This window comes from Nocardia thailandica NBRC 100428 (genome assembly GCF_000308795.1).
Lineage (GTDB): Bacteria > Actinomycetota > Actinomycetes > Mycobacteriales > Mycobacteriaceae > Nocardia > Nocardia thailandica.
Genome location: NZ_BAGK01000214.1, coordinates 58,457 through 77,248, shown reverse-complemented (window position 1 = coordinate 77,248; position 18,792 = coordinate 58,457). Strand labels below are relative to the sequence as shown.

Genomic DNA, 18,792 nt, shown 5'->3' with positions numbered 1-18,792 from the left:
CGACCGTGCCCCGCCGGTGTGCCCACCGGCCGAATTCACCCGTAGCGGGTGAGGCGCCGCCGGGCGCCCGCGCCGAGCATCGAGGCCGCAAGGGCAGGCATCCGAGCGGAGGAGCTGATTCCGACCATGGCACTGGATTACGGCGACCGAACCGATTTCGAGAACGCGTCGCGCGGGTTCATCGCGACGCTGGAACCGCTGGTCATCAAGGACGCGAACGGCAAGTCGGTCTTCGACACCTCCGGCTACACCTACCTGTCCGGCGACTGCCCCGACACCGTGCACCCGAGCCTGTTCCGGCAGGCCCAGCTGTGTCTGACCAACGGCCTGTTCGAGGTCACCGAGGGCATCTACCAGATCCGCGGCTTCGACCTGTCCAACATGACGCTGGTCGAGGGCGACACCGGCGTCATCGTCATCGACCCGCTGATCTCGGCCGAGACCGCCGCGGCCGGGCTGGCGCTGTACCGCGCGCACCGCGGCGACCGCCCGGTGACCGCGGTCATCTACACCCATTCCCACGTCGACCACTTCGGCGGCGTGGAGGGCGTGCTGCCCGACGGCCGCGGCGACGTCCCGATCCTGGCGCCGGAAGGTTTTCTGGCCGAGGCGGTCTCGGAGAACGTCTACGCGGGCAACGCGATGACCCGGCGCGCCACCTACATGTACGGCTACGCCCTGCCGATCTCCGCCGAGGGGCAGGTCAGCACCGGGCTCGGCATCCGTGGCTCGGCGGGTTCGATCGGCCTGATCGCCCCGACGGTCGACATCACCCACACCGGTCAGCGCGAGACCGTGGACGGCGTGCCGATCGTCTTCCAGGTCACGCCCGGCACCGAGGCGCCCGCGGAGATGAACTTCCACTTCCCCCGGCACCGGGCGCTGTGCATGGCCGAGAACGCCACCCACAACCTGCACAACCTGCTGACCCTGCGCGGCGCGGTGGTCCGCGATTCGCGGGCGTGGTCGCACTACCTCGACGAGGCCATCGAGCTCTTCGCCGCCGACTCCGACGTCGCCTTCGCCTCCCACCACTGGCCGACCTGGGGGACCGAGAACCTCACCGACTTCCTGTCGGTCCAGCGCGACCTCTACATGTACCTGCACGACCAGACCCTCCGCCTGCTCAACCAGGGCCTGACCGGCCCGGAGATCGCCGAGCAGATCGAGCTCGTGCCCGGGCTCGCCGACGCGTGGAGCGCCCGCGGCTACTACGGCTCGGTGAGCCACAACGTGAAGGCGATCTACCAGCGGTATCTCGGCTGGTTCGACGGTCACCCGAGCTCGCTGTGGCAGCATCCGCCCCAGGAACTGGCCGCGCGCTACGTCGAGACCATCGGCGGCGCCGACGCCGTCATCGAGAAGGCCGCCGCCTACAGCCGCGACGGCGACCTGCGCTTCGCGGCCGAGCTGCTCAAGCACGCCGTCTTCGCCGACCCCGACAACGCCACCGCCAAGGACGCCCTCGCCGAGGTCTACACCCGGCTCGGTTTCGGCAGCGAGAACGCCACCTGGCGCGGCTTCTACCTCACCGGTGCCGTCGAACTGCGCAACGGCATCGTGCCGACGCCGGTCAACACCGCCACCGGCCTGGCCACCCAGCTCACCATCGGCCAGCTCTTCGACACCGTCGCGATCCGCGTGAACGGGCCGCGCGCGGCCGGCGACTCCTTCCGCATCGACTGGCGCTTCACCGACCTCGACACCACGATGCGCCTGACCCTGTCCAACGGCGCCCTCATCCGCACCGAGAACCCGCGCCGCCCCGCCGATGTCGACCTCACCGTCACTTTGACCAAGCTCCAGCTCCTCGGGCTGCTGGCAGGCGAGGGCCTCGACGGCATCGACCACACCGGCGACCCGGCGGTCCTCCAGCGCCTGCTCGCCCTCCTCGACACCCCCGACCCGAACTTCCCGATCGTCACCCCCTGACCCGCGACCGGCGCCCGGCCCCGTGACGGGCCGGGCACCGTCGTGCGCGGGGTCGGCGTCACCCGGAACGGATCACGGCGTGCAGGGCCGCGGCGGCGTCGAGCAGCGCGCGGGAGCGGTCGGTCAGGGTCGCGGCGCGGGCGGCGAGGGCGGCGCGCAGGTCGCCCGTGCGGGCGGCGGCGCGCAGGTCGGCGAGGACGGGGTGGAGCTGGTCGATGCCGTAGCCGGCGCGGCGGAGCTGGTGGACGACGCGGGCGTCCCGCACCTGGGCGGGGGTGTACCGGCGGGAGCCGTCGGACGCGCGGTCGGGCACGACGAGAGCGGTGGCGTCCCAGTGGCGCAGGGTGGAGGCGCGGACGCCGAGCGCGCCGGCGAGTTCGGAGATGGTCAGGAGATCGTCGGCGCGCACGTCGCCGATCGGCTCGGCCGTGATGGCGGACGCCGCGCGCACGGCGCGGTCCAGGTCGGCCCGTTCGCCGTGCAGGTGCGCGTGGGCGGCGTCGAGTCGGGACAGGGCCCCGGCGAGGTCACCCTCCAGGACGGCGCGCAGGATCGCCCGCGCCTCGGCCGGACCCGTCCCCGCCGCCAGCCCGCGATAGGCCAGGGCCGCGTGCGCGTGGACCTCGCCGTAGACCCGGTGACCGCCCGGGCTCCGGGTCGCGGGTGGGAGCACGCCCGCGCGTTCCAGGTTCCGGATCTGCTGCACCGAGTACCCGGATCGCCGGGCGACGTCGGCCGTCCGCAGCGGACCGGAATGTAGGTTCACCACGTCATATGCCCTCGTCGTCGCGTCCCGAGTCCACATAAGCACTTCGATGTCACGCTCGAACCATGACAGTAGACGACCTCCTCGAGTACCTGACCGGCCTGCCCGGCGTGCTGCACCTGGCGCCCGGGCCGGGCAGCGCGGCGCCCGAGATCGCCTGGGGCGACCATTTCTTCTATTTCGCCCCGGACGGCGTCGTGCCGTCCGGGCAGCCCTTCGCCACCGTCGTGACCAAGGACTATCCGGGCGAGCCCTCCTCCGGCCTCGACCGCCCCGGCGCCTTCCGGGTCAACATCGCCGCGGGCCGGGATGCCTTCGCCGCGTGGAGCGCCGACGCCACGGACGACCCGTCGGCCCGGGACGTCGTGCTGCCGCATCCCGTCTACGCCGCGGCCGCCTGGCTGGCCGTGGTCGATCCGGGACCACGTACCGAGCAGGCGGTGCGGGAGTTGTTGCGCGAGGCGCACTCCCGTGCCCGCGCCCGGTACGAGCGCAGGCACGGGGACTGAGCCGCCGGGCCGCGGTTCAGGCCGCCGCGGGTACGGCCGGTGGCTCGGAGGTCTCGGTGCCGCGCCCGCCGAGGACGACGACGGCGACCGTCAGCGCCGCCACGAGCAGCCCGGCGGCGACGCCGAAGGCCAGCCGGTACCCGCTGGTCACCGCCTCGGCGCGGGTGACGCCCGCGCCGAGCAGGGCGCCGGTGCGGGTGACCGCCAGCGTCGACAGCACCGCGACGCCGAGCGCCATGCCCACCTGCTGCGTGGTGTTGAACAGCCCGGACGCGAGCCCGGCGTCCTCGGCCCGCGCGCCGGACATGCCGAGCGTGGTGAGCGAGGGCAACACCAGCCCGCCGCCGGCGACCAGCACCATCATCGGCAGCAGATCGGTGACGTAGGCGGCCTGCGTCGGCAGGCGGGTGAGCCACAGCATCCCCGCCAGCAGCAGGACGAGCCCCGCGATCAGGACCGCCCGCGCCCCGAACCGCGTGCTGAGCGGCGCGGAGGCGAAGAGCGAGACCGCACCGATCGATACGGCCGCGGGCAGCATGGCCAGCCCGGTCTGCAGGGCGCTGTAGCCGAGGACCTGCTGGGTGTAGAGCGCGACCAGGATCTGGAAGGCGAACATGGCGGCGAGGGTGAGCATCTGGACCGCGTTGGCGCCGGAGACGGTGCGGGAGTGGAAGATCCGCAGCGGCAGCAGCGGGGTCGCCGCGGTGCGCTGGCGCAGCAGGAACGCGCCGAGCAGCAGCGCCGCGAGCAGGCCGAAGCCGAGGGTGTGCGCCGACGACCAGTGGTGCCGCTCGATGCCGACCACGGTGTAGATGCCGATCATCAGTCCGCCGGTCACGAGCACGGCGCCCAGCGCGTCGGCGCCCGCGCCGAGCCCGACGCCCTCGTCGCGGGGCAGTGCCCGGCGGGCGAGGGCGAGGGTGGCCAGCCCGATGGGGACGTTGATCAGGAAGATCCAGTGCCAGTTCAGCGCGTCGGTCAGCACGCCGCCCAGCACCTGGCCGAGCGAGGCGCCCGCCGCGCCGGTGAAGCTGAAGACGCCGATGGCGAAGGCTCGTTCCCGCGCCCCGGTGAACAGCGTGACGAGGATGCCGAGCACCACCGCCGAGGCCAGCGCGCTGCCCACGCCCTGCAGGAAGCGGGCGGCGACGAGAAGGGCCGGGGTGGCCGCGGCCCCGGCGAGCAGCGAGGCGGCGGTGAACACCGCGGTGCCCGTGAGGAAGACGGTCCGGCGGCCGATGAGGTCGCCGAGGCGTCCGGCCAGCAGGAGCAGGCCGCCGAAGGCGATGAGGTAGGCGTTCACCGTCCAGCTGAGGCCGGTGGGGGAGAACCCGAGGTCGCGCTGGATGGCGGGCATCGCGACGGTGACGATGCTGCCGTCCAGGATGGTCATGAGGGTGGCGGCCGAGAGGACGCCGAGGGCGAGCGGTGTGCCGTGCGCGGTCATGTCTTCGACGCTATGGTGCGGACGTGAGCCGTTGAATGGCTGTATCGCGCAGTTCGATATCCGAATCGCTCATCCGGGACGCGCTACGCTGTGCGTGTGGACCTGCTCAGCGAGACCGTCGCCGCGATCCGGACCGGCAGCCCCACCTCCGGGATGTTCATCCGGCACGCGCCGTGGGGGCGCCGCTATCCGGTCGTGCCGGGCGCGGGTTTCCACGTCGTGCTGGAGGGTTCGTGCTGGTTGCTGCCACCGCAGGGCGAACCGATCGCCCTGGCCGCCGGCGACGTCGTGTTCATGCCGCGCGGCGCCGACCACGACCTGGTCGACGCCCTCGGCACCCCGGTCACCGAGGTCGCCCGGCCCGGCGAGCCGCGCGAGGTCACCGGTCCCGGGGTCCGCTGCGTCCTGCTCTGCGGGGCCTACGAGATCGGCCGTCGGCGCAGCCATCCGCTCCTCGCCGACCTGCCCGACTTCGTCCATCTCCCGGCCCGGCTCGGCGGCTGTCCCTCGCTGCGCGGCGCGGTCGACCTGCTGAGCGCGGAGGTGGGTTCGCCGCAGCTGGGCAGCGATGCCGCCATCCCCGCCCTCCTCGATACGCTGCTGCTGTTCCTGCTGCGTTCGTGGTTCGCCGGGCAGTCCCCGCGCGGCACGGGCTGGGCGGCGGCGTTGGCCGACCCGGCCGTGGCCACCGCGCTGCGCGCCGTCCACGAGGACCCGGCCCACCCGTGGACCGTCCCCGATCTCGCGGGCCGGGCCGGGGTCTCCCGCGCCACGCTGTCCCGGCGCTTCGCGGGCACCATCGGCGAATCGCCGCTGGCCTACCTGACCCGCTGGCGCCTGCTCACCGCCGCCCGCCTGCTCCGCGACTCCGACGCGCCGTTGCACGTGATCGCCGGAAAGGTCGGCTACACCTCGGAATTCGCGTTCGCGAAGGCGTTCAAGCGCGAGTACGGCATCGCCCCGGGTCGCTACCGCCGCCGCGCGGACGACCCGCCGGTGATCGCGGTCTGAACGCGGTGTCGGTTTCGTCCAAGACGGCGGCGGGCCCGCCCGCCTAGCCTGATCGCAGACACCCGAACTCAGGAGGATTTCCGTGGCACGCGAACTCGTCTACACAGGTTTCATGTCCCTCGACGGCGTGGTCGACTCGCCCGGCGGCAAGGTCGAGGGCCACCGCAGTGGCGGCTGGGTGATGGAGACCGAATTCGTCCCCGAGGCGTTCGCGCTCAAGGGCGAGGAGCTGGCCGACACCTCGGCGCTCATGTTCGGCCGCCGCAGTTACGAGGCGTTCGCCCCGATCTGGCGCGACTCCGAGGACCACCTCGCCTACCGGGACCTGCCCAAGTACGTGGTGTCCACGAGCCTGAAGGACGACGAGCTGATCGACGGCTGGGGCCCGATCACCGTGCTGCGCTCGGCCGACGACGTGGCCGCGCTCAAGCGGGCCGACGGCGGCGCGATCTACATCCACGGCAGCGCCGAACTGGCGCGCGGCCTCGGCGACGCCGACCTGATCGACCGGTACAACCTGCTGGTCTTCCCGGTCCTGCTCGGCGCGGGCAAGAGTCTGTTCGCGCGCTCCGATCGCGACAAGCAGCAGCTGCGCCTGCGGGATTCGGCCTCCTACAGCAACGGCGTGACCAAGCTGGTCTACGACGTCGTGCGCTGACCCGGGTCGAGCGCGATCGCCCCGCCGGTGCCCTCGCGCAGCTGCCCGGCCGTCCGCCCGACGAACCGGCGCAGCGCGCGGGCCAGATGGGGCTCGTCGTAGTAGCCGAGCTTGTCGATGACGTCGGCGGGCGCCTCGCCCGTCGTCAGCAGGATCGCGGCGGTGCGGGCCCGCCCGATCTGGCGGACGGCGCCCTGGGTGAGTCCCGTCGCGGACCGGAACCGCCGCTCGAGCGTCCGCTCGGTGACCGTGGGCTCGGCGCCGCGCAGCACCTCGGTGACCAGCTCGTCCCGCACGACGACGCCCTCCCGCACCAGCCGCTCGACCAGCGCCTCGGCGTCGTCCGCCCCCGGGGTCTCCCGCCGCGCGCCGTCGAGCCAGAAGCCGCGCCCGGTCACGTCCGGCAGCACGAGTCCGCCGTCGACGAGGGTCGGCGCGGCGACCCTCCGCAGCGAGGTACCGACCGCGAACTGGATCCCGACGAAATCGGCGCCCTCCGGCACCGGCGCGGTACTCGTTCCGCGTTCGGGCCCGGTGATCGCGGCGCACGCGACGCCGCGCTCCTCCCAGAACACCAGCCCCCACGACTCCGTCGCGACCGACGTCATCTCCGAGACCCGCTCGCTCCGGCACGTCCACACGGACTCGACCCACGCCGAATCCGACCCCCGCGTCCCGAAGACCAGTCCCACTCCCGCGATGCTAGTGACCGGTGCCCGTGGCCCGCACCCCCTGCGTCACAGGGCGTTCGGCGCCGCGGCGGCGAGCGCGGCGAGGTCGCCGCTCATGATGGTGCGCACGTGCGCGGTGAGGTGGTCGAGCGGCCAGTCCCACCAGGCGATCGCCAGCAGGCGGGCGACGTCGTCGTCGGAGTAGCGGCGGCGCAGGAGCCGCGCCGGGTTGCCGCCGACGATGCCGTAGTCGGGCACGTCCCCGGTGACCACGGCGCCCGCGCCGACGATGGCGCCGTGCCCGATCCGGACGCCCGGCAGCACGGTCGCGCCGTTGCCGATCCACACGTCGTTGCCCACCACGGTGTCCCCGCGATTCGGCAGGTCCATCAGCAGGTCGAGGTGCGCCGACCACGCGCCGCCCATGGAGGGGAAGGGGAAGGTCGAGGGGCCGTCCATGCGGTGGTTGGCGCCGTTCATGATGAACCGCACGCCGGTGGCCAGCGCGCAGAACTTCCCGATGATCAGCTTCTCCGGGCCGTAGTGGTACAGCACGTTCCGCGTCTCGAACGCGGTCGCGTCGTCGGGATCGTCGTAGTAGCTGAAGTCGCCGACCTCGATGAGCGGCGAGGTGACCAGCGGTTTCAGCAGCACGACGCGGGGCTGGCCCGGCATCGGGTGCAGCACGGAGGGGGCGGTGGGTGCGGGCGCGGGGGTTTCGGGCAAGCGGACTCCTCGAAGTCGTAAGCCGTTAATGCGACAAGTTTCGCATTAGCATGCTGCCACGGCACCCGACCCCGGGCAACCGGATATCGGCGACGGTCAGCGGGTGATCTCCGCGGCGACGCCGTTGAGCAGGAGTTCGAGGCCGAAGGCGAAGTCGCTGTCATCCGGGAGGTCGGCGGGGTCGGCGGGGTCGCGGAACAGGGGGCCGGCGAAGAGGGCCGCCGCCTCCGGGTAGGTCGCCGGGTCGACGAGCCGGGCGAGGGCGATCGCGTAGTCCCGGTTGACCGCCGCCTCGTCCAGCCCGGTGCCCGTCCTGGCGTCGGCGAGCTGCTGGGTGAGCAGACTCGATTGCCGCACATGCATGTTCAGCAGCATGATGACGCCGACCTTGGTGGCCCAGTCCAGGTCCGTGCCCGCCAGCGCGCGCAGCCCGGCGTCCATCCAGCCGATCGCGTGCGGTCCCCGGGGCGGGCCGGAGACCGGGAGCTGCGGCAGCCAGGGGTGCTCGCGGTGGACGGTCCACAGCGCCTGCGCCCAGGCGCGCAGGCCCGCCCGCCAGTCCGCGCGGTCGACGGCGGGCGGGCGCCCGAGGGCGAGGTCGGCCATGAGCTCGAACAGCTCGCCCTTCGAGCCGACGTGGCGATACAGCGCCATCTTCGTGAAGCCGAGCGTCGCGGCGACCTCGGCCAGCGTGACCGCGCCGAGCCCGCGCCGGTCGGCCAGGTCGACCGCGGCGCGGACCACCGTGTCGACGTCGAGTTCCGCCGGTCTGCCGACCCGGGGCGTGACCGGCAGGCGCCAGAGTCTGCTCAGCTCGGCGGGCGGCGGCTCGGCGGCGGTCACGGCGGGTTCCTCCTCGGTCGCTGGGGCGTCCGGAATCCTATCGCCCGAATTGGTTTCCTCGAGATACTATCCCAGGGATACTAACGACGACGAAGAGGCGCCCCATGACCGATCACCACGCCCGGCCCCGCGCGCGGGTGCACGACGTCGACGCCCTGCGCGGCTTCGCCCTGCTCGGCATCTTCCTGGTCAACATCACGTTCATGGCCTCGGCCTATCCGGGCAACCTGGTGACCGACCCCGCCTACGCCACGCCGCTCGACGACCTCGTGCGCGACCTGTCGTCGGTCTTCGTCGACATGAAGTTCTACGTGCTGTTCTCGTTCCTGTTCGGCTACAGCTTCACCCTCCAGATGGAATCCGCCGCGGCCGCGGGCGCCGCCTTCGAACCGCGCATGCTGCGCCGGATCGCCGGACTGTTCGCGCTCGGCGTCGCCCACATCGTGTTCCTCTACGGCGGCGACGTGCTGACCACCTACGCCGTGGCCTGCCTCGTGCTGTTCTGGATGCGCCGGTGCCGGGACAGCACCGCGCTGCGGGTGGCAGGCGCGCTCTACGGCGTCGTCCTGGCGAGCATGCTGCTCGCCGGGCTGTTCGTCGACCCGTCCGCGGTCCTGCCCTCGACGGACGAGGCGCTGCGCGAGGCCCGGCGGTCGACGGCGGCGATGCTCGGCGGCTGGGGTGACGTCGTCGCCGGACACCTCGACGGGCTCCCGCTGCTGATCCTGCAGGCGGTCTCGCTCCAGGGCCCGACCGCGCTGGCCATGTTCCTGCTCGGCATGGTGGCAGGCCGCAGGCAGCTGCTCGCGCGGGTCCGCGGCGACGAACCGATCCTGCGGCGCGTCCAGTGGATCGGCTTCCCGATCGGGCTCGCCGGCGGCCTGATCTACACCCTCGGCGGCGGCAACGGGCACACCCTCACCGTCGCCGTGAGCGTCGCCACCGCGCCCGCCCTCGCCGCCGCCTACGTCGCCACGCTGCTGCGCCTCATGCATCACCCCCGCACGGCCTGGATCCGCTCGGCCCTGGCGCCTGCGGGGCGGATCGCGCTGACCAACTATCTCGGCCAGTCCGCCATCGGTCTGCTGATCTTCACCGGCGTCGGGCTCGGCGCGGCGGGTCGTCTGTCCCCGCCGGAGACGCTGCTGCTCGCCCTTGTGGTCTACCTGCTGCAACTCGCGGCCAGCGCGCTCTGGCTGCGTCGCTTCCGCTACGGCCCGGCCGAATGGCTGCTGCGCTGGGTGACGATCGGCCACCGGCCGCGGTGGCGCAACGAGGTTCCCGTCACCGCGCGGCGGGCCGGGTCCCCGGCTGCAGACCGAACGTGACCGCCTCCAGCAGCCGGTTGCGCCGCGTCTTCTGCACGGCCGCGATCCGCCAGTGACCGTCGGCCTCGCGAATCACCGTGTAGGTGACCACCTTTCCCAGCCGGCGCGGCGTCCCCTTGGCGGACTCGCCCCGCGTCACCACGACCGCGGCATCGCCGTACCGGCGGATCTCCACGATCTCGACGGTGAGGCGGGTCCCCTTCAGGAAACTGTCGAACAGCGCCTGGTGCGCCCGCCCGATCTCCGCCCGGCCGCGGTAGAGCGATCCCGCGTAGGTGACGTCGGAGGCGTCGGCGGTGAAGCAGTCGCCGTAGGCGGTGCCGTCGCCGCGGGCCCACGCGTCGGCGCTGCGGTCGATGAGGTCGCGGATGGCGTTCGCGTCGGTGTCCATTGCTGATTCCCCGTTCGTGTTATTCTCTGCGCACACGATGTGTCTGCGTTTAGGAAGTCACTGCGTTGAAAAAGTTGCTGCGTTGAGGAAGAGATAATGAGCGAGATGGACCCCGTGTCAACGGGCCGGCATGGAACCGACCCTGGCGAGACCTTCCGCCGGTACCTGAGTTCGGTGGTGCTGCATGCCCAGGCGGGCGCTAAGGCCGTTGGCCTCGGCGCCACCGACCTGTACGCGCTCAACATCCTCGAACTCGGCGGGCCGATGACACCCGGCGAGCTCGGCGCGCGCACCGGACTCACCACCGGCCCGGCCACGCGGCTGGTCGACCGTCTCGAGCGGGCCGGCTACGTCCGCCGCGTGCCCGACCCGGGCGACCGGCGCAAGGTCATCGTCGAACCGGTCGCGCGGCCCGCCGACCTCGACGAGGTCCTCGCGCCCGCCCGGCGCGGCATCGGCGAGATCATCGCCGGCTACACGCCCGCGCAACGCGAGCTGTTGTTCGACTACTTCGCCCGCGCCGCCGACGCCTTCCAGCGCGCCGCCGAGGAGATCGGCGAGCGCGCCCCGGGCGCGGAGTAGCCCGGCGCCCTGGCGGAAGCGGGCGCGGGCCGATAACTTCGGACCCATGTCGGCGGGTGTGCGCGAGGTCCAGGTGTTCGAGGACGCGCGGCCCCGGCTGGAGGCGATCGCGTATCGCCTGCTCGGTTCGGCCGGCGACGCCGAGGACGCCGTCCAGGACACGTTCGTGCGCTGGCACGCGGCCGACCGCGGCTATGTCGAGACGCCCGAGGCATGGCTGACGAAGGTCCTGACCAACATCTGCCTCAACCAGCTCACCTCGGCGCGCGCCCGCCGCGAGACCTACGTCGGCCAGTGGCTGCCCGAGCCGCTCCTGGCCGGCGACCGCATGGCCGGCCCCGCCGACACCGTCGAGCAGCGCGAATCGGTCTCGATCGCGATGCTCACCCTGATGGAGCGGCTCACCGCCCGGGAACGCGTCGTCTACGTGTTGCGCGAGGCGTTCGGCTACGCGCACACCGAGATCGCCGACCTGCTCGACCTGACCGAGGCGAACTCCGCCCAGATCTACCGGCGCGCCAAGCAGCACCTGGCCGACGGCCGCACCCGCGTGGAGGTCGACGAGGCCGCCGCGCGCAAGGTCGTCGAGGAGTTCCTGGCCGCCGCCCTGAGCGGCAACACCGACTCGCTGGTCCGGCTGCTCGCCGACGACGTCGTCAGCGCGGGCGACGGCGGCGGCGTGGTGTTCTCGCTGCCCGAGCCGATCACCGGCAGGCTGCGCGTGGCGCGATTCCTGCGCCGCCTGTTCGAGCCGAGCGAGAGCAAGTGGGCCGACATCGGCGGCCGCGCCGACCTGTTCGCCGAGGTGGTCAACGGCGTCCCCGCCGTGGTGATCGTGGTCGGGGAGCGGATCGTCGGCATCATCACCCTCGAGATCACCACCGACGGCATCGCCGCCGTCCACACCCAGGCCAACCCCGCCAAGCTGGCCCGCGCGACCGGCCGCTGGGCCGCCGCCGAACACCCGGACCCCGCCTTCGCCGGTTGGTGACCCGGATCACACCACGGACCTGTCAGGTTTCCGTCCGCTGCCCGGTTCAGGGAGCGAACACCACCCAGACAGGAGTGAGACCATGAAGCACCGCATCGTCGTCCTCGGCGCCGGTTACGCCGGAGCCAATGCCGCGGGCCGCCTGGCGAAGAAGCTGCATCCCGCCGACGTCGACATCACCCTCGTCAACGCCGACCCCGCCTTCGTCGAACGCGTCCGTATGCATCAGCTGGCCGTCGGCCAGACCCTGCCGACCCGCCTCCTGGCCGACGTGTTCGCCGGCACCGGCGTGCGGGTCGAGATCGCGCGGGTGCGCTCCGTCGACGCCGAGCGCAAGACCGTCCACCTCGACGACGCGCGCGACATCGCCTACGACACCCTGGTCTACGCGCTCGGCAGCACCGCCGCCGACAGCGGCGTGCCCGGCGTCGCCGAACACGCGCGCTTCATCGCGGGCAAGCAGTCCGCGCTGCGCGTGCGCGACGACCTGGCCGCCCTCGGCGCGGGCGCGACCGTCCTCGTCGTCGGCGGCGGGCTCACCGGCATCGAGGCCGTCACCGAGATCGCCGAGGCCCGCCCCGATCTCACCGTCGCGCTCGCCGCGCGCGGCGGCCTCGGCGACTGGCTGAGCGAGAAGGCGCGAACCCACCTGCGGGCCGCCTTCGACCGGCTCGGCATCATCGTCCACGAGCACACCGACATCGCCCGCGTGGACGCGACCGGCGCCGACACCGCCGACGGCCGCACCATCGCCGCCCAGCTGACCGTGTGGACGGCGGGTTTCGCGGTGCACCCGATCGCCGCCGCCACCACCCTCGAGGTGTCGGCGACCGGCCGCATCGTCGTCGACGACACCATGCGCTCGGTCTCGCACCCCGACGTCTACGCCGTCGGCGACGCCGCCCAGGCCCCCGGCGCCGACGGGGAGACCCTGCGCATGTCCTGCGCCTCCGGCGTCCCCACCGCCCACCAGGCCGCCGACGCGATCGCCGCCCGCCTCACCGGCCGCGACCTGCCCCGCAACACCATCGGCTACACCGCCCAGTGCGTCAGCCTCGGCCGCCGCGACGCCGTCATCCAGTGGGTCACCCCCGCCGACGAACCCAAGTCCTCCGCCCTGACCGGCCGCGCCGCCGTCCGCCTGAAGGAGTTCATCTGCCGCAGCGCCGCCTGGAGCATCGCCCACCCCACCGTCATGATGCCCACCCGCCGCCGCCACGTCACCGTCGCGCAGCCCGCCGCCGCGGACGCGTGACCGCACGCGAGGTCCGGGTCGTGCCGGCCACCCCGGCACGACCCGATCCCGCCACCGACGTGTCCGACCCTCTTGGCACCATCGAGCCCGTGACGACGACCGACCGCCCCATGCCCCCGCTCGACGCCGACGAGCGCACCACCCTCGAGTCCTGGCTCGACTTCTACCGCGCCACCCTCGCCCGCAAATGCGAGGGCCTCGACGACACCCAGCTGCGCACCCCCGCCGTCCCGCCCTCGTCCCTCACCCTCCTCGGCCTGCTCCGGCACATGGCCGAAGTCGAACGCAACTGGTTCCGCCGAGTCCTCACCGGCGAACCCGCCCCCGCCATCCACCCCTCGCCGACCAGCACCCCCGACCACGACGGCGGCTTCGACCTCACCCCCGACGCCACCTACGCATCGGCCCACACGACCTGGCAGAACGAGATCGCCCACGCCCGCCGCAACTGCGCCACCCGAGCCCTCGACGCCACCAGCCCGTTCCGGAACGGCGAGGTCACCCTCCGCTGGATCTACACCCACATGATCGCCGAATACGCCCGCCACTGCGGCCACGCCGACCTCCTCCGCGAGCGCATAGACGGAACGACGGGCGTGTGACCGAGACCGAAAGCCGTTCACCCCGAACGGATTCCGCCCCGGACGAACATCGTGACGTGGTGTCCGAGGACGACGCCGACCTGGCCTTCCGGCAGTGGCGGGCGGGCCTGCACGCCCTCACCGACTCGTCCGCCGCGGCCCGCCTGTGGCGCGAACGCCGCTACGCATTCGCACACCGGCTCGGCGAGCACCTGGTGGCCCCGACCCCAACGCACCCACCGGTGTGGGGCAGGAGACAAGCCCCAGTTGGTGGCATGGGTGACGGCTGTCGCTCATCCGATAGTATGCATTCAGTTGGGTAACAGCCAACTAAATGCATACTCTCACCAGGAGGTGTGGTGCTGATGGCGGAGTATCGCAGCACCGTGCTGCCCGGCGAACTCTGGCGAGCGCCACTTCGAACCCTTCGACCGCAGGATTTGGCCGACATTTACGCGCAACCGCGTCCCGAGATCGCGCGGCTCGTCGATCGGGGCGTACTGCATCGCGTTGCTCACGGCTACTACGTGATCGTCGCGCCGGACCAGGTCGGCCGGACCTGGCTGCCTGCCCTGGAGGCCGTCGCCGCAGGTATCGCGGCATCGATTTACGGGCCGGATCACGCCATTGTCATGGGAATCAGCGCGGCTCGAGTCCTCGGAGCCGTGCCGCGTGCGCTGGCGACCGCGATTGTCGCCGTTCCGCGCCAGCATCGGCCGATTGCACTGACCGATCGCTCGGCTCGAGTCCGGTTCGTTCGCCGCGATACCGACACGCTCGACGCCGAGCGTGTCGAAACGTCGCTGGGTCCTGCGCTGGTAACGACCCCGGAGCAGACCGTGCTCGATCTGGCCCGGCGTCCGGAGCTGGGAAATGCGGAGGCAGAGGTCCGCCCGGCGATCGAGACGCTCTACCGTCGGAGTGATCCGGCGAGGCTCGCGCAGCTCGCTACTGATCAGCGACTGGGCGCGTCCCTTCGGCTCGTGCAGAGCTGGGTGGCAGCATGAGAATCGACGAACACGACAGTGTCGCAGTCCAATTCGGTGTTTCGCCGGAGCAGGTCGATCGCGACCATCTGATCTCCCATCTGCTGGCGGCAATCGGTGGAAGGTTCGGCGAACGGCTGCACTTCATCGGCGGAACCGCCCTTGCCCGTACGCATCTGGTAAGCGGCAGACTCAGCGAAGATATCGATCTGGTTGCCTTGGACAACCGGACAGTATTGGCAGCCGAACTCGACGCTGCTCTGCCACGATCGGTCGCGCGAAGCTACGGTCGGCTGGAATGGGCACCGTCGTTGAGCGCCGTCCCGGATACCGGTGCCGCCCACCTACGCTCCGCATCCGGTGTTTCGGTCAAGATCCAGTTGCTGTCCGCACGTGGCAGACCAGTGTGGCCGACCGAGCTCCGCAAGCTCGAGCAGCGCTACACCGACGTGCCACCGGTCGAGCTTCTCGTACCCACGCTGCCGGCTTTTGTCGCGGGCAAGACCGTGACATGGCACGACCGGCGCGCCTCGCGCGATCTATGGGACCTGTGGGCGCTGGACCGCATCGGCGCGATCGACGACAGTGCGGGCGCGTTGTACCGGAGATACGGCCCGACCAACCGGCTACCTGCCCCACAGTTGTTCGATCGAGCGCCGGACGAGGACGACTGGAACGCGCAACTGGCCGGGCAGACGCGGCTGACGATCAGCGCTGAGACCGCGCTGTCTGCGGTCCGAGCCGCGTGGGCGAGAATTTCGAACAGCGAATGAGCCGGGCCTACGTGGTGCCCTCGGCGGGGCACGTACAGCATCTACAACATCGCGAACCCGCCGTGAGCTGCGGATTTCCGCCGATATGCCGATTGTTCGGCGGGTTCATCGCCGGTCGTTGTAGCTGCTGGCTCCAGCTGCCCCTTGAGAGAATCAGCGACTTCACGATCTCCGGCGCACCCGGTGGCTGGGCGGGCCGGAGATCGTTTTCGGTCAGATCTGCGCGGCTGATACCTGACTCGGCTGTCTATCGCGCGCTGCCGATTTCGGGATCAGGGCGGTAGCGATCAAGCCGAGCAGGACGAATCCTGCTGCGAGATAGCCACCCAGCTCGATACCGTCGGTCATTGCGGTACGGCCCGCCGCCGCAATCGGCTCGGTCTGCGGTTGGGCCGCATACCCTTCGATTGCCGCGCCCGCGCTGTTGGTGATCGCGTGCGCGTGCTGTTCAGCTTGGACGGTAGGTATGCCGTCCGCAGTGAGATGGCCGGTGACCTGAGATCCGAGCGTGGTGAAGAAGACCGTGGTCAGGACCGCGATCCCAAGCGCGGAGCCGAGTTGGCGGAACGTGCTCTGGATGCCGGATGCCTGGCCGTTGTCGCTGTCCGGGATATCGGCCAGCACCACATTGGTGACCTGAGCGGTCGCGAAACCGACACCGATGCCGTACAGGCACAGGATCAGCGCCAGCGACCACCATGAGGTGTCCGGTGAGGCGAACAGTGCCAGCGCACCCAGGCCGATGACCTCGAACGCCAGGCCGAGGCGAACCAGGTTGACCGGCGAGACATTCTTGTCGGCCAGGCCGAAGCTGGCTCCGCTGGCGATGAAGCTTCCGATGGCGATCGGCACCAGCGCCAGACCCGCCTGGACCGCGCTGTAGCCGAGGGTGAACTGTAGCCACAGCGGCAGCACCGCGACGATGCCGAACTCGCCGAGTCCAATGATCAGTGTGGCGATATTGCCGTTGCGGAACGACGCCAGCCGGAACAGGCTCAGATCCATCAGCGCCTTATCGGCGTCGCCGGCCCGGCGCAGGGCCACCTGCCGCCCGAGGAATCCGGCGAGCGCGACCACGCTCAGAACGAGCGCGACCAGCACCGGCGACGGGCCGCTGTCCCAGGTGAAGCCACCGATCTCCAGCGTGTGATTGGTGGTGATCCAGCCGTAGACACGGCCCTCGACCAAACCGAAGGCCAGCAGGCCCAGGCCCAGCACCGACAACACCGAACCGAGGACGTCGAGCCGTCCCGGCATCCGGGGCGAACGCTCGATGCACGCCATCACACCGATCACGATCACCACGGCGAGCGGGACATTGATGCCGAAAGCCCAGCGCCACGACACATGCTCGGCGAGCCAGCCGCCCAGCAGCGGGCCCAGCGCGGCGGCCGCACCGATCGTTGAACCCCAGACGGCGAACGCCTGACCACGGGCTTTACCGGTGAATGTGACATTGAGCAGCGCCAACGAGGTCGGCAGGATCATCGCCGCACCCGAGCCCTGCAGGAACCGCGCGACGACCAGCAGTCCACCACCGGGTGCGAGCCCCGCCAGGATGCTGGTCACGCCGAAGACAACCACACCGGCCACGAATACCCGTCTCGCGCCGATGATGTCGGCGACGCGGCCGACCACCAGCAGCAGCGCCGCGAAAACGATCGCGTAGGACTCCTGAATCCATTGCGCCTCAGTGGAACTCGTGTTCAGGTCCTCGATGATCGACGGGATGATCACGTTCACGATCGTCGTGTCGACCACGATCAGCGCGACACCAAGGGCGATGGCGAGCAAACCGAGCCAGCGCAGCAGTGGTGTCTTCGCCGTCGGCTGCGGCTCCCCTGTTTCCATCTCGTCCACTGGCACCTACTTCCATCATGGAATAATTCCATGGTGAAAGTACATACGAGCGGAGTAGGTTGTCAAACGGTGTCACCGGTGTCGCTCCGGTGCGAGAAAGGTGGGCAGGGGCAGATGAACCACCCGGTTGCGCGGGCTCAGCAGGATCAGCTGACCGAGGGTCTGCGCGCCTACGGCGCGAACTATCGGGAATTCAGCCGACGGTTCGCGGCGTGGCTGGGTCTGCATTCCACCGATGCCGAAGCGCTCATCGAGATCCTCAGTGCCGAAGAACGTGGCGCGGCCTTGTCGCCCGCCCGCCTGAGCGAACGCATCTCGTTGTCCCAGCCCGCCACGACCGCGCTGTTGAACCGGCTCGAACAGGCCGGCCATGTGATGCGCACGCGCGAGCACAACGACCGGCGCGTCATCACCTTGCGCGGCAGTTCGGAGGTGCACGAGCTTGCCGACGAGTTCTTCCGCCCGCTCGGCGCGCAGGTCGCCGACGTCATGGCCCGGCACTCCCCCGAGCAGCTCCGGCAGTTCGAGAACTTCCTGACCGAGCTGACGAGTGCGATGAACAGTCGCCTCGCCCAGCCGCTTCCGCCCACACCGCGCCGAAATACTCAGGACGACTGAGGATTACGAACTCGGTACGCGGGTGATCCAGGCGATCAGGTCGGCTTCCACCTCGTCGCGGTTGATCTCGTTGAGGATCTCGTGCCGAGCCCCCGGGTAGACACGGTAGGTGATGTCGGTCAGCCCGGCCTCGCGATATCGGTCGATCAGCAGGTCGCTCAACCGCAGATTGTCGTTGAGCGGGTCCTGATCGCCCACCATCACGTAGACGGGCAGATCATCGGGAACGGTTGTCGGCCTCGAAAGCCGTTCGGCGGCAACCGTTGCCAATAGCGTCATGTTGGCCGGGTCGAGATCGAACCCGCACCACGGATGCGCCACATACGCATCGACCTGCGCCTCGTCACGACTGATCCAGTCCGCAGTCGTGCGCGTGGGCTGGAAGCGGGCATTGAACAGCCCAAGCAGATCTCCATCTGCCTCGGCGATCATGGCGAACAGCTGGTCGACCGCTGTGGTACCGCACAGCACGACATCGTCGACGAGGCCCGAGTGTTCGAGAATGTACTGCTGGACCGCGAAGGATCCGAGGCTGTGTCCGAACAGGACGACGGGAATCCCGGTGTGCTTGGCGCGCAGCAGCCTGGTGAGTGTCACAAGGTCCTCGACCAGTAGGTTCCATCCGTTCTCGCCGAGGTCACCGGGCGTGCCCGCGATGCTGTGGCCGTGCCCGCGATGGTCCGGGGCGTAGACGGCGTATCCGGCGTCGGCGAGGCGCTCGGCGAGATGACTGTAGCGGGCGGCGTATTCGCCCATCCCGTGCGCGATCTGCACGATCCCGACCGGCTGCCGGTCGGCCGGCAGCCATTCCCGGACATGGATGACGGTGCCGTCGCTGCTGGTGAAGGTGGACATGGGAGATGC

The 18,792-nt window shown here is 70.8% G+C and carries 20 protein-coding genes; 12 read left to right on the top strand and 8 right to left on the bottom strand.

What is annotated here, in order from left to right; genetic code table 11:
• Positions 1-126 precede the first annotated feature (126 nt).
• Complete coding sequence (locus ON36_RS24440; protein ID WP_043658180.1) at positions 127-1,932, top strand: alkyl/aryl-sulfatase; 1,806 nt, start codon at positions 127-129, stop codon at positions 1,930-1,932.
• Between the two features lie 58 nt (positions 1,933-1,990).
• Here ON36_RS24440 and ON36_RS24435 read toward each other — a convergent pair whose 3' ends face one another.
• Positions 1,991-2,701 carry a MerR family transcriptional regulator gene (locus ON36_RS24435; protein WP_043658178.1) on the bottom strand — a complete coding sequence of 237 codons (711 nt, stop codon included), beginning with the start codon at positions 2,699-2,701 and terminating at the stop codon, positions 1,991-1,993.
• 62 nt (positions 2,702-2,763) lie between these two features.
• Here ON36_RS24435 and ON36_RS24430 point away from each other — a divergent pair, with 62 nt between their 5' ends.
• Positions 2,764-3,207 (top strand): DUF6194 family protein, encoded by a 444-nt coding sequence (locus tag ON36_RS24430; RefSeq protein ID WP_043658175.1) that lies wholly within the window; start codon positions 2,764-2,766, stop codon positions 3,205-3,207.
• Positions 3,208-3,223: 16 nt separating this feature from the next.
• Here the strand turns inward: ON36_RS24430 and ON36_RS24425 are convergent, their stop codons facing one another.
• The gene (locus tag ON36_RS24425; RefSeq protein WP_043658172.1) at positions 3,224-4,654 is read right to left on the bottom strand and encodes an MFS transporter; all 1,431 of its coding nucleotides are present in this window, start codon (positions 4,652-4,654) and stop codon (positions 3,224-3,226) included.
• 96 nt (positions 4,655-4,750) lie between these two features.
• Between ON36_RS24425 and ON36_RS24420 the strand changes: the two genes are divergently transcribed.
• Both ON36_RS24420 and ON36_RS24415 read left to right on the top strand, forming a co-directional pair.
• On the top strand, positions 4,751-5,665 hold the full coding sequence (locus ON36_RS24420) for an AraC family transcriptional regulator (protein WP_043658169.1): 915 nt from the start codon (positions 4,751-4,753) through the stop codon (positions 5,663-5,665).
• An 82-nt stretch (positions 5,666-5,747) separates the two neighbouring features.
• On the top strand, positions 5,748-6,323 hold the full coding sequence (locus ON36_RS24415) for a dihydrofolate reductase family protein (protein WP_043658166.1): 576 nt from the start codon (positions 5,748-5,750) through the stop codon (positions 6,321-6,323).
• Here the strand turns inward: ON36_RS24415 and ON36_RS24410 are convergent.
• From ON36_RS24410 to ON36_RS24400, 3 genes are all read right to left on the bottom strand, one after another.
• Positions 6,305-6,931: a helix-turn-helix domain-containing protein gene (locus ON36_RS24410; protein WP_218001231.1), complete on the bottom strand. Its 627-nt coding sequence runs from the start codon at positions 6,929-6,931 to the stop codon at positions 6,305-6,307. The genes ON36_RS24415 and ON36_RS24410 overlap by 19 nt on opposite strands.
• A 129-nt stretch (positions 6,932-7,060) precedes the next feature.
• Positions 7,061-7,720, bottom strand: a complete 660-nt coding sequence (locus ON36_RS24405) for a CatB-related O-acetyltransferase (RefSeq protein ID WP_043658162.1) — start codon at positions 7,718-7,720, stop codon at positions 7,061-7,063.
• Positions 7,721-7,816: 96 nt separating this feature from the next.
• Complete coding sequence (locus tag ON36_RS24400) at positions 7,817-8,563, bottom strand: TetR/AcrR family transcriptional regulator (RefSeq protein ID WP_043658159.1); 747 nt, start codon at positions 8,561-8,563, stop codon at positions 7,817-7,819.
• Positions 8,564-8,667: 104 nt separating this feature from the next.
• Between ON36_RS24400 and ON36_RS24395 the strand changes: the two genes are divergently transcribed.
• A complete protein-coding gene (locus ON36_RS24395; protein ID WP_052314312.1) occupies positions 8,668-9,891 on the top strand; it encodes a DUF418 domain-containing protein in 1,224 nt (407 codons plus the stop codon).
• Here the strand turns inward: ON36_RS24395 and ON36_RS24390 are convergent.
• Positions 9,848-10,282: an SgcJ/EcaC family oxidoreductase gene (locus ON36_RS24390; protein WP_043658156.1), complete on the bottom strand. Its 435-nt coding sequence runs from the start codon at positions 10,280-10,282 to the stop codon at positions 9,848-9,850. The two genes, ON36_RS24395 and ON36_RS24390, sit on opposite strands and share 44 nt — an antisense overlap.
• Before the next feature lie 96 nt (positions 10,283-10,378).
• On the opposite strand from ON36_RS24390, the gene ON36_RS24385 reads away from it, so the two are divergent.
• The 6 genes from ON36_RS24385 to ON36_RS24360 all read left to right on the top strand — a co-directional run bounded on the left by ON36_RS24385 (position 10,379) and on the right by ON36_RS24360 (position 15,450).
• Positions 10,379-10,864: a MarR family winged helix-turn-helix transcriptional regulator gene (locus ON36_RS24385; RefSeq protein WP_245558189.1), complete on the top strand. Its 486-nt coding sequence runs from the start codon at positions 10,379-10,381 to the stop codon at positions 10,862-10,864.
• 46 nt (positions 10,865-10,910) lie between these two features.
• Positions 10,911-11,855: an RNA polymerase sigma factor SigJ gene (gene sigJ, locus ON36_RS24380; RefSeq protein WP_043658153.1), complete on the top strand. Its 945-nt coding sequence runs from the start codon at positions 10,911-10,913 to the stop codon at positions 11,853-11,855.
• A gap of 82 nt (positions 11,856-11,937) precedes the next feature.
• Positions 11,938-13,110 (top strand): NAD(P)/FAD-dependent oxidoreductase, encoded by a 1,173-nt coding sequence (locus tag ON36_RS24375; RefSeq protein ID WP_043658150.1) that lies wholly within the window; start codon positions 11,938-11,940, stop codon positions 13,108-13,110.
• A gap of 89 nt (positions 13,111-13,199) precedes the next feature.
• A complete protein-coding gene (locus ON36_RS24370; protein WP_043658235.1) occupies positions 13,200-13,712 on the top strand; it encodes a DinB family protein in 513 nt (170 codons plus the stop codon).
• 344 nt (positions 13,713-14,056) lie between these two features.
• Complete coding sequence (locus ON36_RS24365; RefSeq protein WP_043658232.1) at positions 14,057-14,698, top strand: type IV toxin-antitoxin system AbiEi family antitoxin domain-containing protein; 642 nt, start codon at positions 14,057-14,059, stop codon at positions 14,696-14,698.
• A complete protein-coding gene (locus tag ON36_RS24360; protein ID WP_043658147.1) occupies positions 14,695-15,450 on the top strand; it encodes a nucleotidyl transferase AbiEii/AbiGii toxin family protein in 756 nt (251 codons plus the stop codon). Before ON36_RS24365 ends, ON36_RS24360 begins: the two co-directional genes overlap by 4 nt.
• A gap of 213 nt (positions 15,451-15,663) precedes the next feature.
• Here ON36_RS24360 and ON36_RS24355 read toward each other — a convergent pair whose 3' ends face one another.
• A complete protein-coding gene (locus ON36_RS24355; RefSeq protein ID WP_052314315.1) occupies positions 15,664-17,301 on the bottom strand; it encodes an MFS transporter in 1,638 nt (545 codons plus the stop codon).
• 123 nt (positions 17,302-17,424) lie between these two features.
• Here ON36_RS24355 and ON36_RS24350 point away from each other — a divergent pair, with 123 nt between their 5' ends.
• Complete coding sequence (locus ON36_RS24350) at positions 17,425-17,928, top strand: MarR family winged helix-turn-helix transcriptional regulator (RefSeq protein ID WP_043658145.1); 504 nt, start codon at positions 17,425-17,427, stop codon at positions 17,926-17,928.
• Positions 17,929-17,931: 3 nt separating this feature from the next.
• Here ON36_RS24350 and ON36_RS24345 read toward each other — a convergent pair whose 3' ends face one another.
• Positions 17,932-18,783, bottom strand: a complete 852-nt coding sequence (locus tag ON36_RS24345; RefSeq protein ID WP_043658142.1) for an alpha/beta fold hydrolase — start codon at positions 18,781-18,783, stop codon at positions 17,932-17,934.
• Positions 18,784-18,792: the final 9 nt, after the last annotated feature.

Excerpts from the sequence above, each read along its gene's own strand:
- ON36_RS24425 (WP_043658172.1), bottom strand. The coding sequence starts at position 4,654 with ATGACCGCGCACGGCACACCGCTCGCCCTCGGCGTCCTCTCGGCCGCC.
- ON36_RS24345 (WP_043658142.1), bottom strand. The coding sequence starts at position 18,783 with ATGTCCACCTTCACCAGCAGCGACGGCACCGTCATCCATGTCCGGGAA.
- ON36_RS24390 (WP_043658156.1), bottom strand. The coding sequence starts at position 10,282 with ATGGACACCGACGCGAACGCCATCCGCGACCTCATCGACCGCAGCGCC.
- ON36_RS24395 (WP_052314312.1), top strand. The coding sequence starts at position 8,668 with ATGACCGATCACCACGCCCGGCCCCGCGCGCGGGTGCACGACGTCGAC.
- ON36_RS24365 (WP_043658232.1), top strand. The coding sequence starts at position 14,057 with ATGGCGGAGTATCGCAGCACCGTGCTGCCCGGCGAACTCTGGCGAGCG.
- ON36_RS24375 (WP_043658150.1), top strand. The coding sequence starts at position 11,938 with ATGAAGCACCGCATCGTCGTCCTCGGCGCCGGTTACGCCGGAGCCAAT.
- ON36_RS24430 (WP_043658175.1), top strand. The coding sequence starts at position 2,764 with ATGACAGTAGACGACCTCCTCGAGTACCTGACCGGCCTGCCCGGCGTG.
- ON36_RS24355 (WP_052314315.1), bottom strand. The coding sequence starts at position 17,301 with ATGGAAACAGGGGAGCCGCAGCCGACGGCGAAGACACCACTGCTGCGC.
- ON36_RS24410 (WP_218001231.1), bottom strand. The coding sequence starts at position 6,931 with ATGACGTCGGTCGCGACGGAGTCGTGGGGGCTGGTGTTCTGGGAGGAG.
- ON36_RS24360 (WP_043658147.1), top strand. The coding sequence starts at position 14,695 with ATGAGAATCGACGAACACGACAGTGTCGCAGTCCAATTCGGTGTTTCG.
- ON36_RS24385 (WP_245558189.1), top strand. The coding sequence starts at position 10,379 with ATGAGCGAGATGGACCCCGTGTCAACGGGCCGGCATGGAACCGACCCT.
- ON36_RS24350 (WP_043658145.1), top strand. The coding sequence starts at position 17,425 with ATGAACCACCCGGTTGCGCGGGCTCAGCAGGATCAGCTGACCGAGGGT.
- ON36_RS24440 (WP_043658180.1), top strand. The coding sequence starts at position 127 with ATGGCACTGGATTACGGCGACCGAACCGATTTCGAGAACGCGTCGCGC.
- sigJ (WP_043658153.1), top strand. The coding sequence starts at position 10,911 with ATGTCGGCGGGTGTGCGCGAGGTCCAGGTGTTCGAGGACGCGCGGCCC.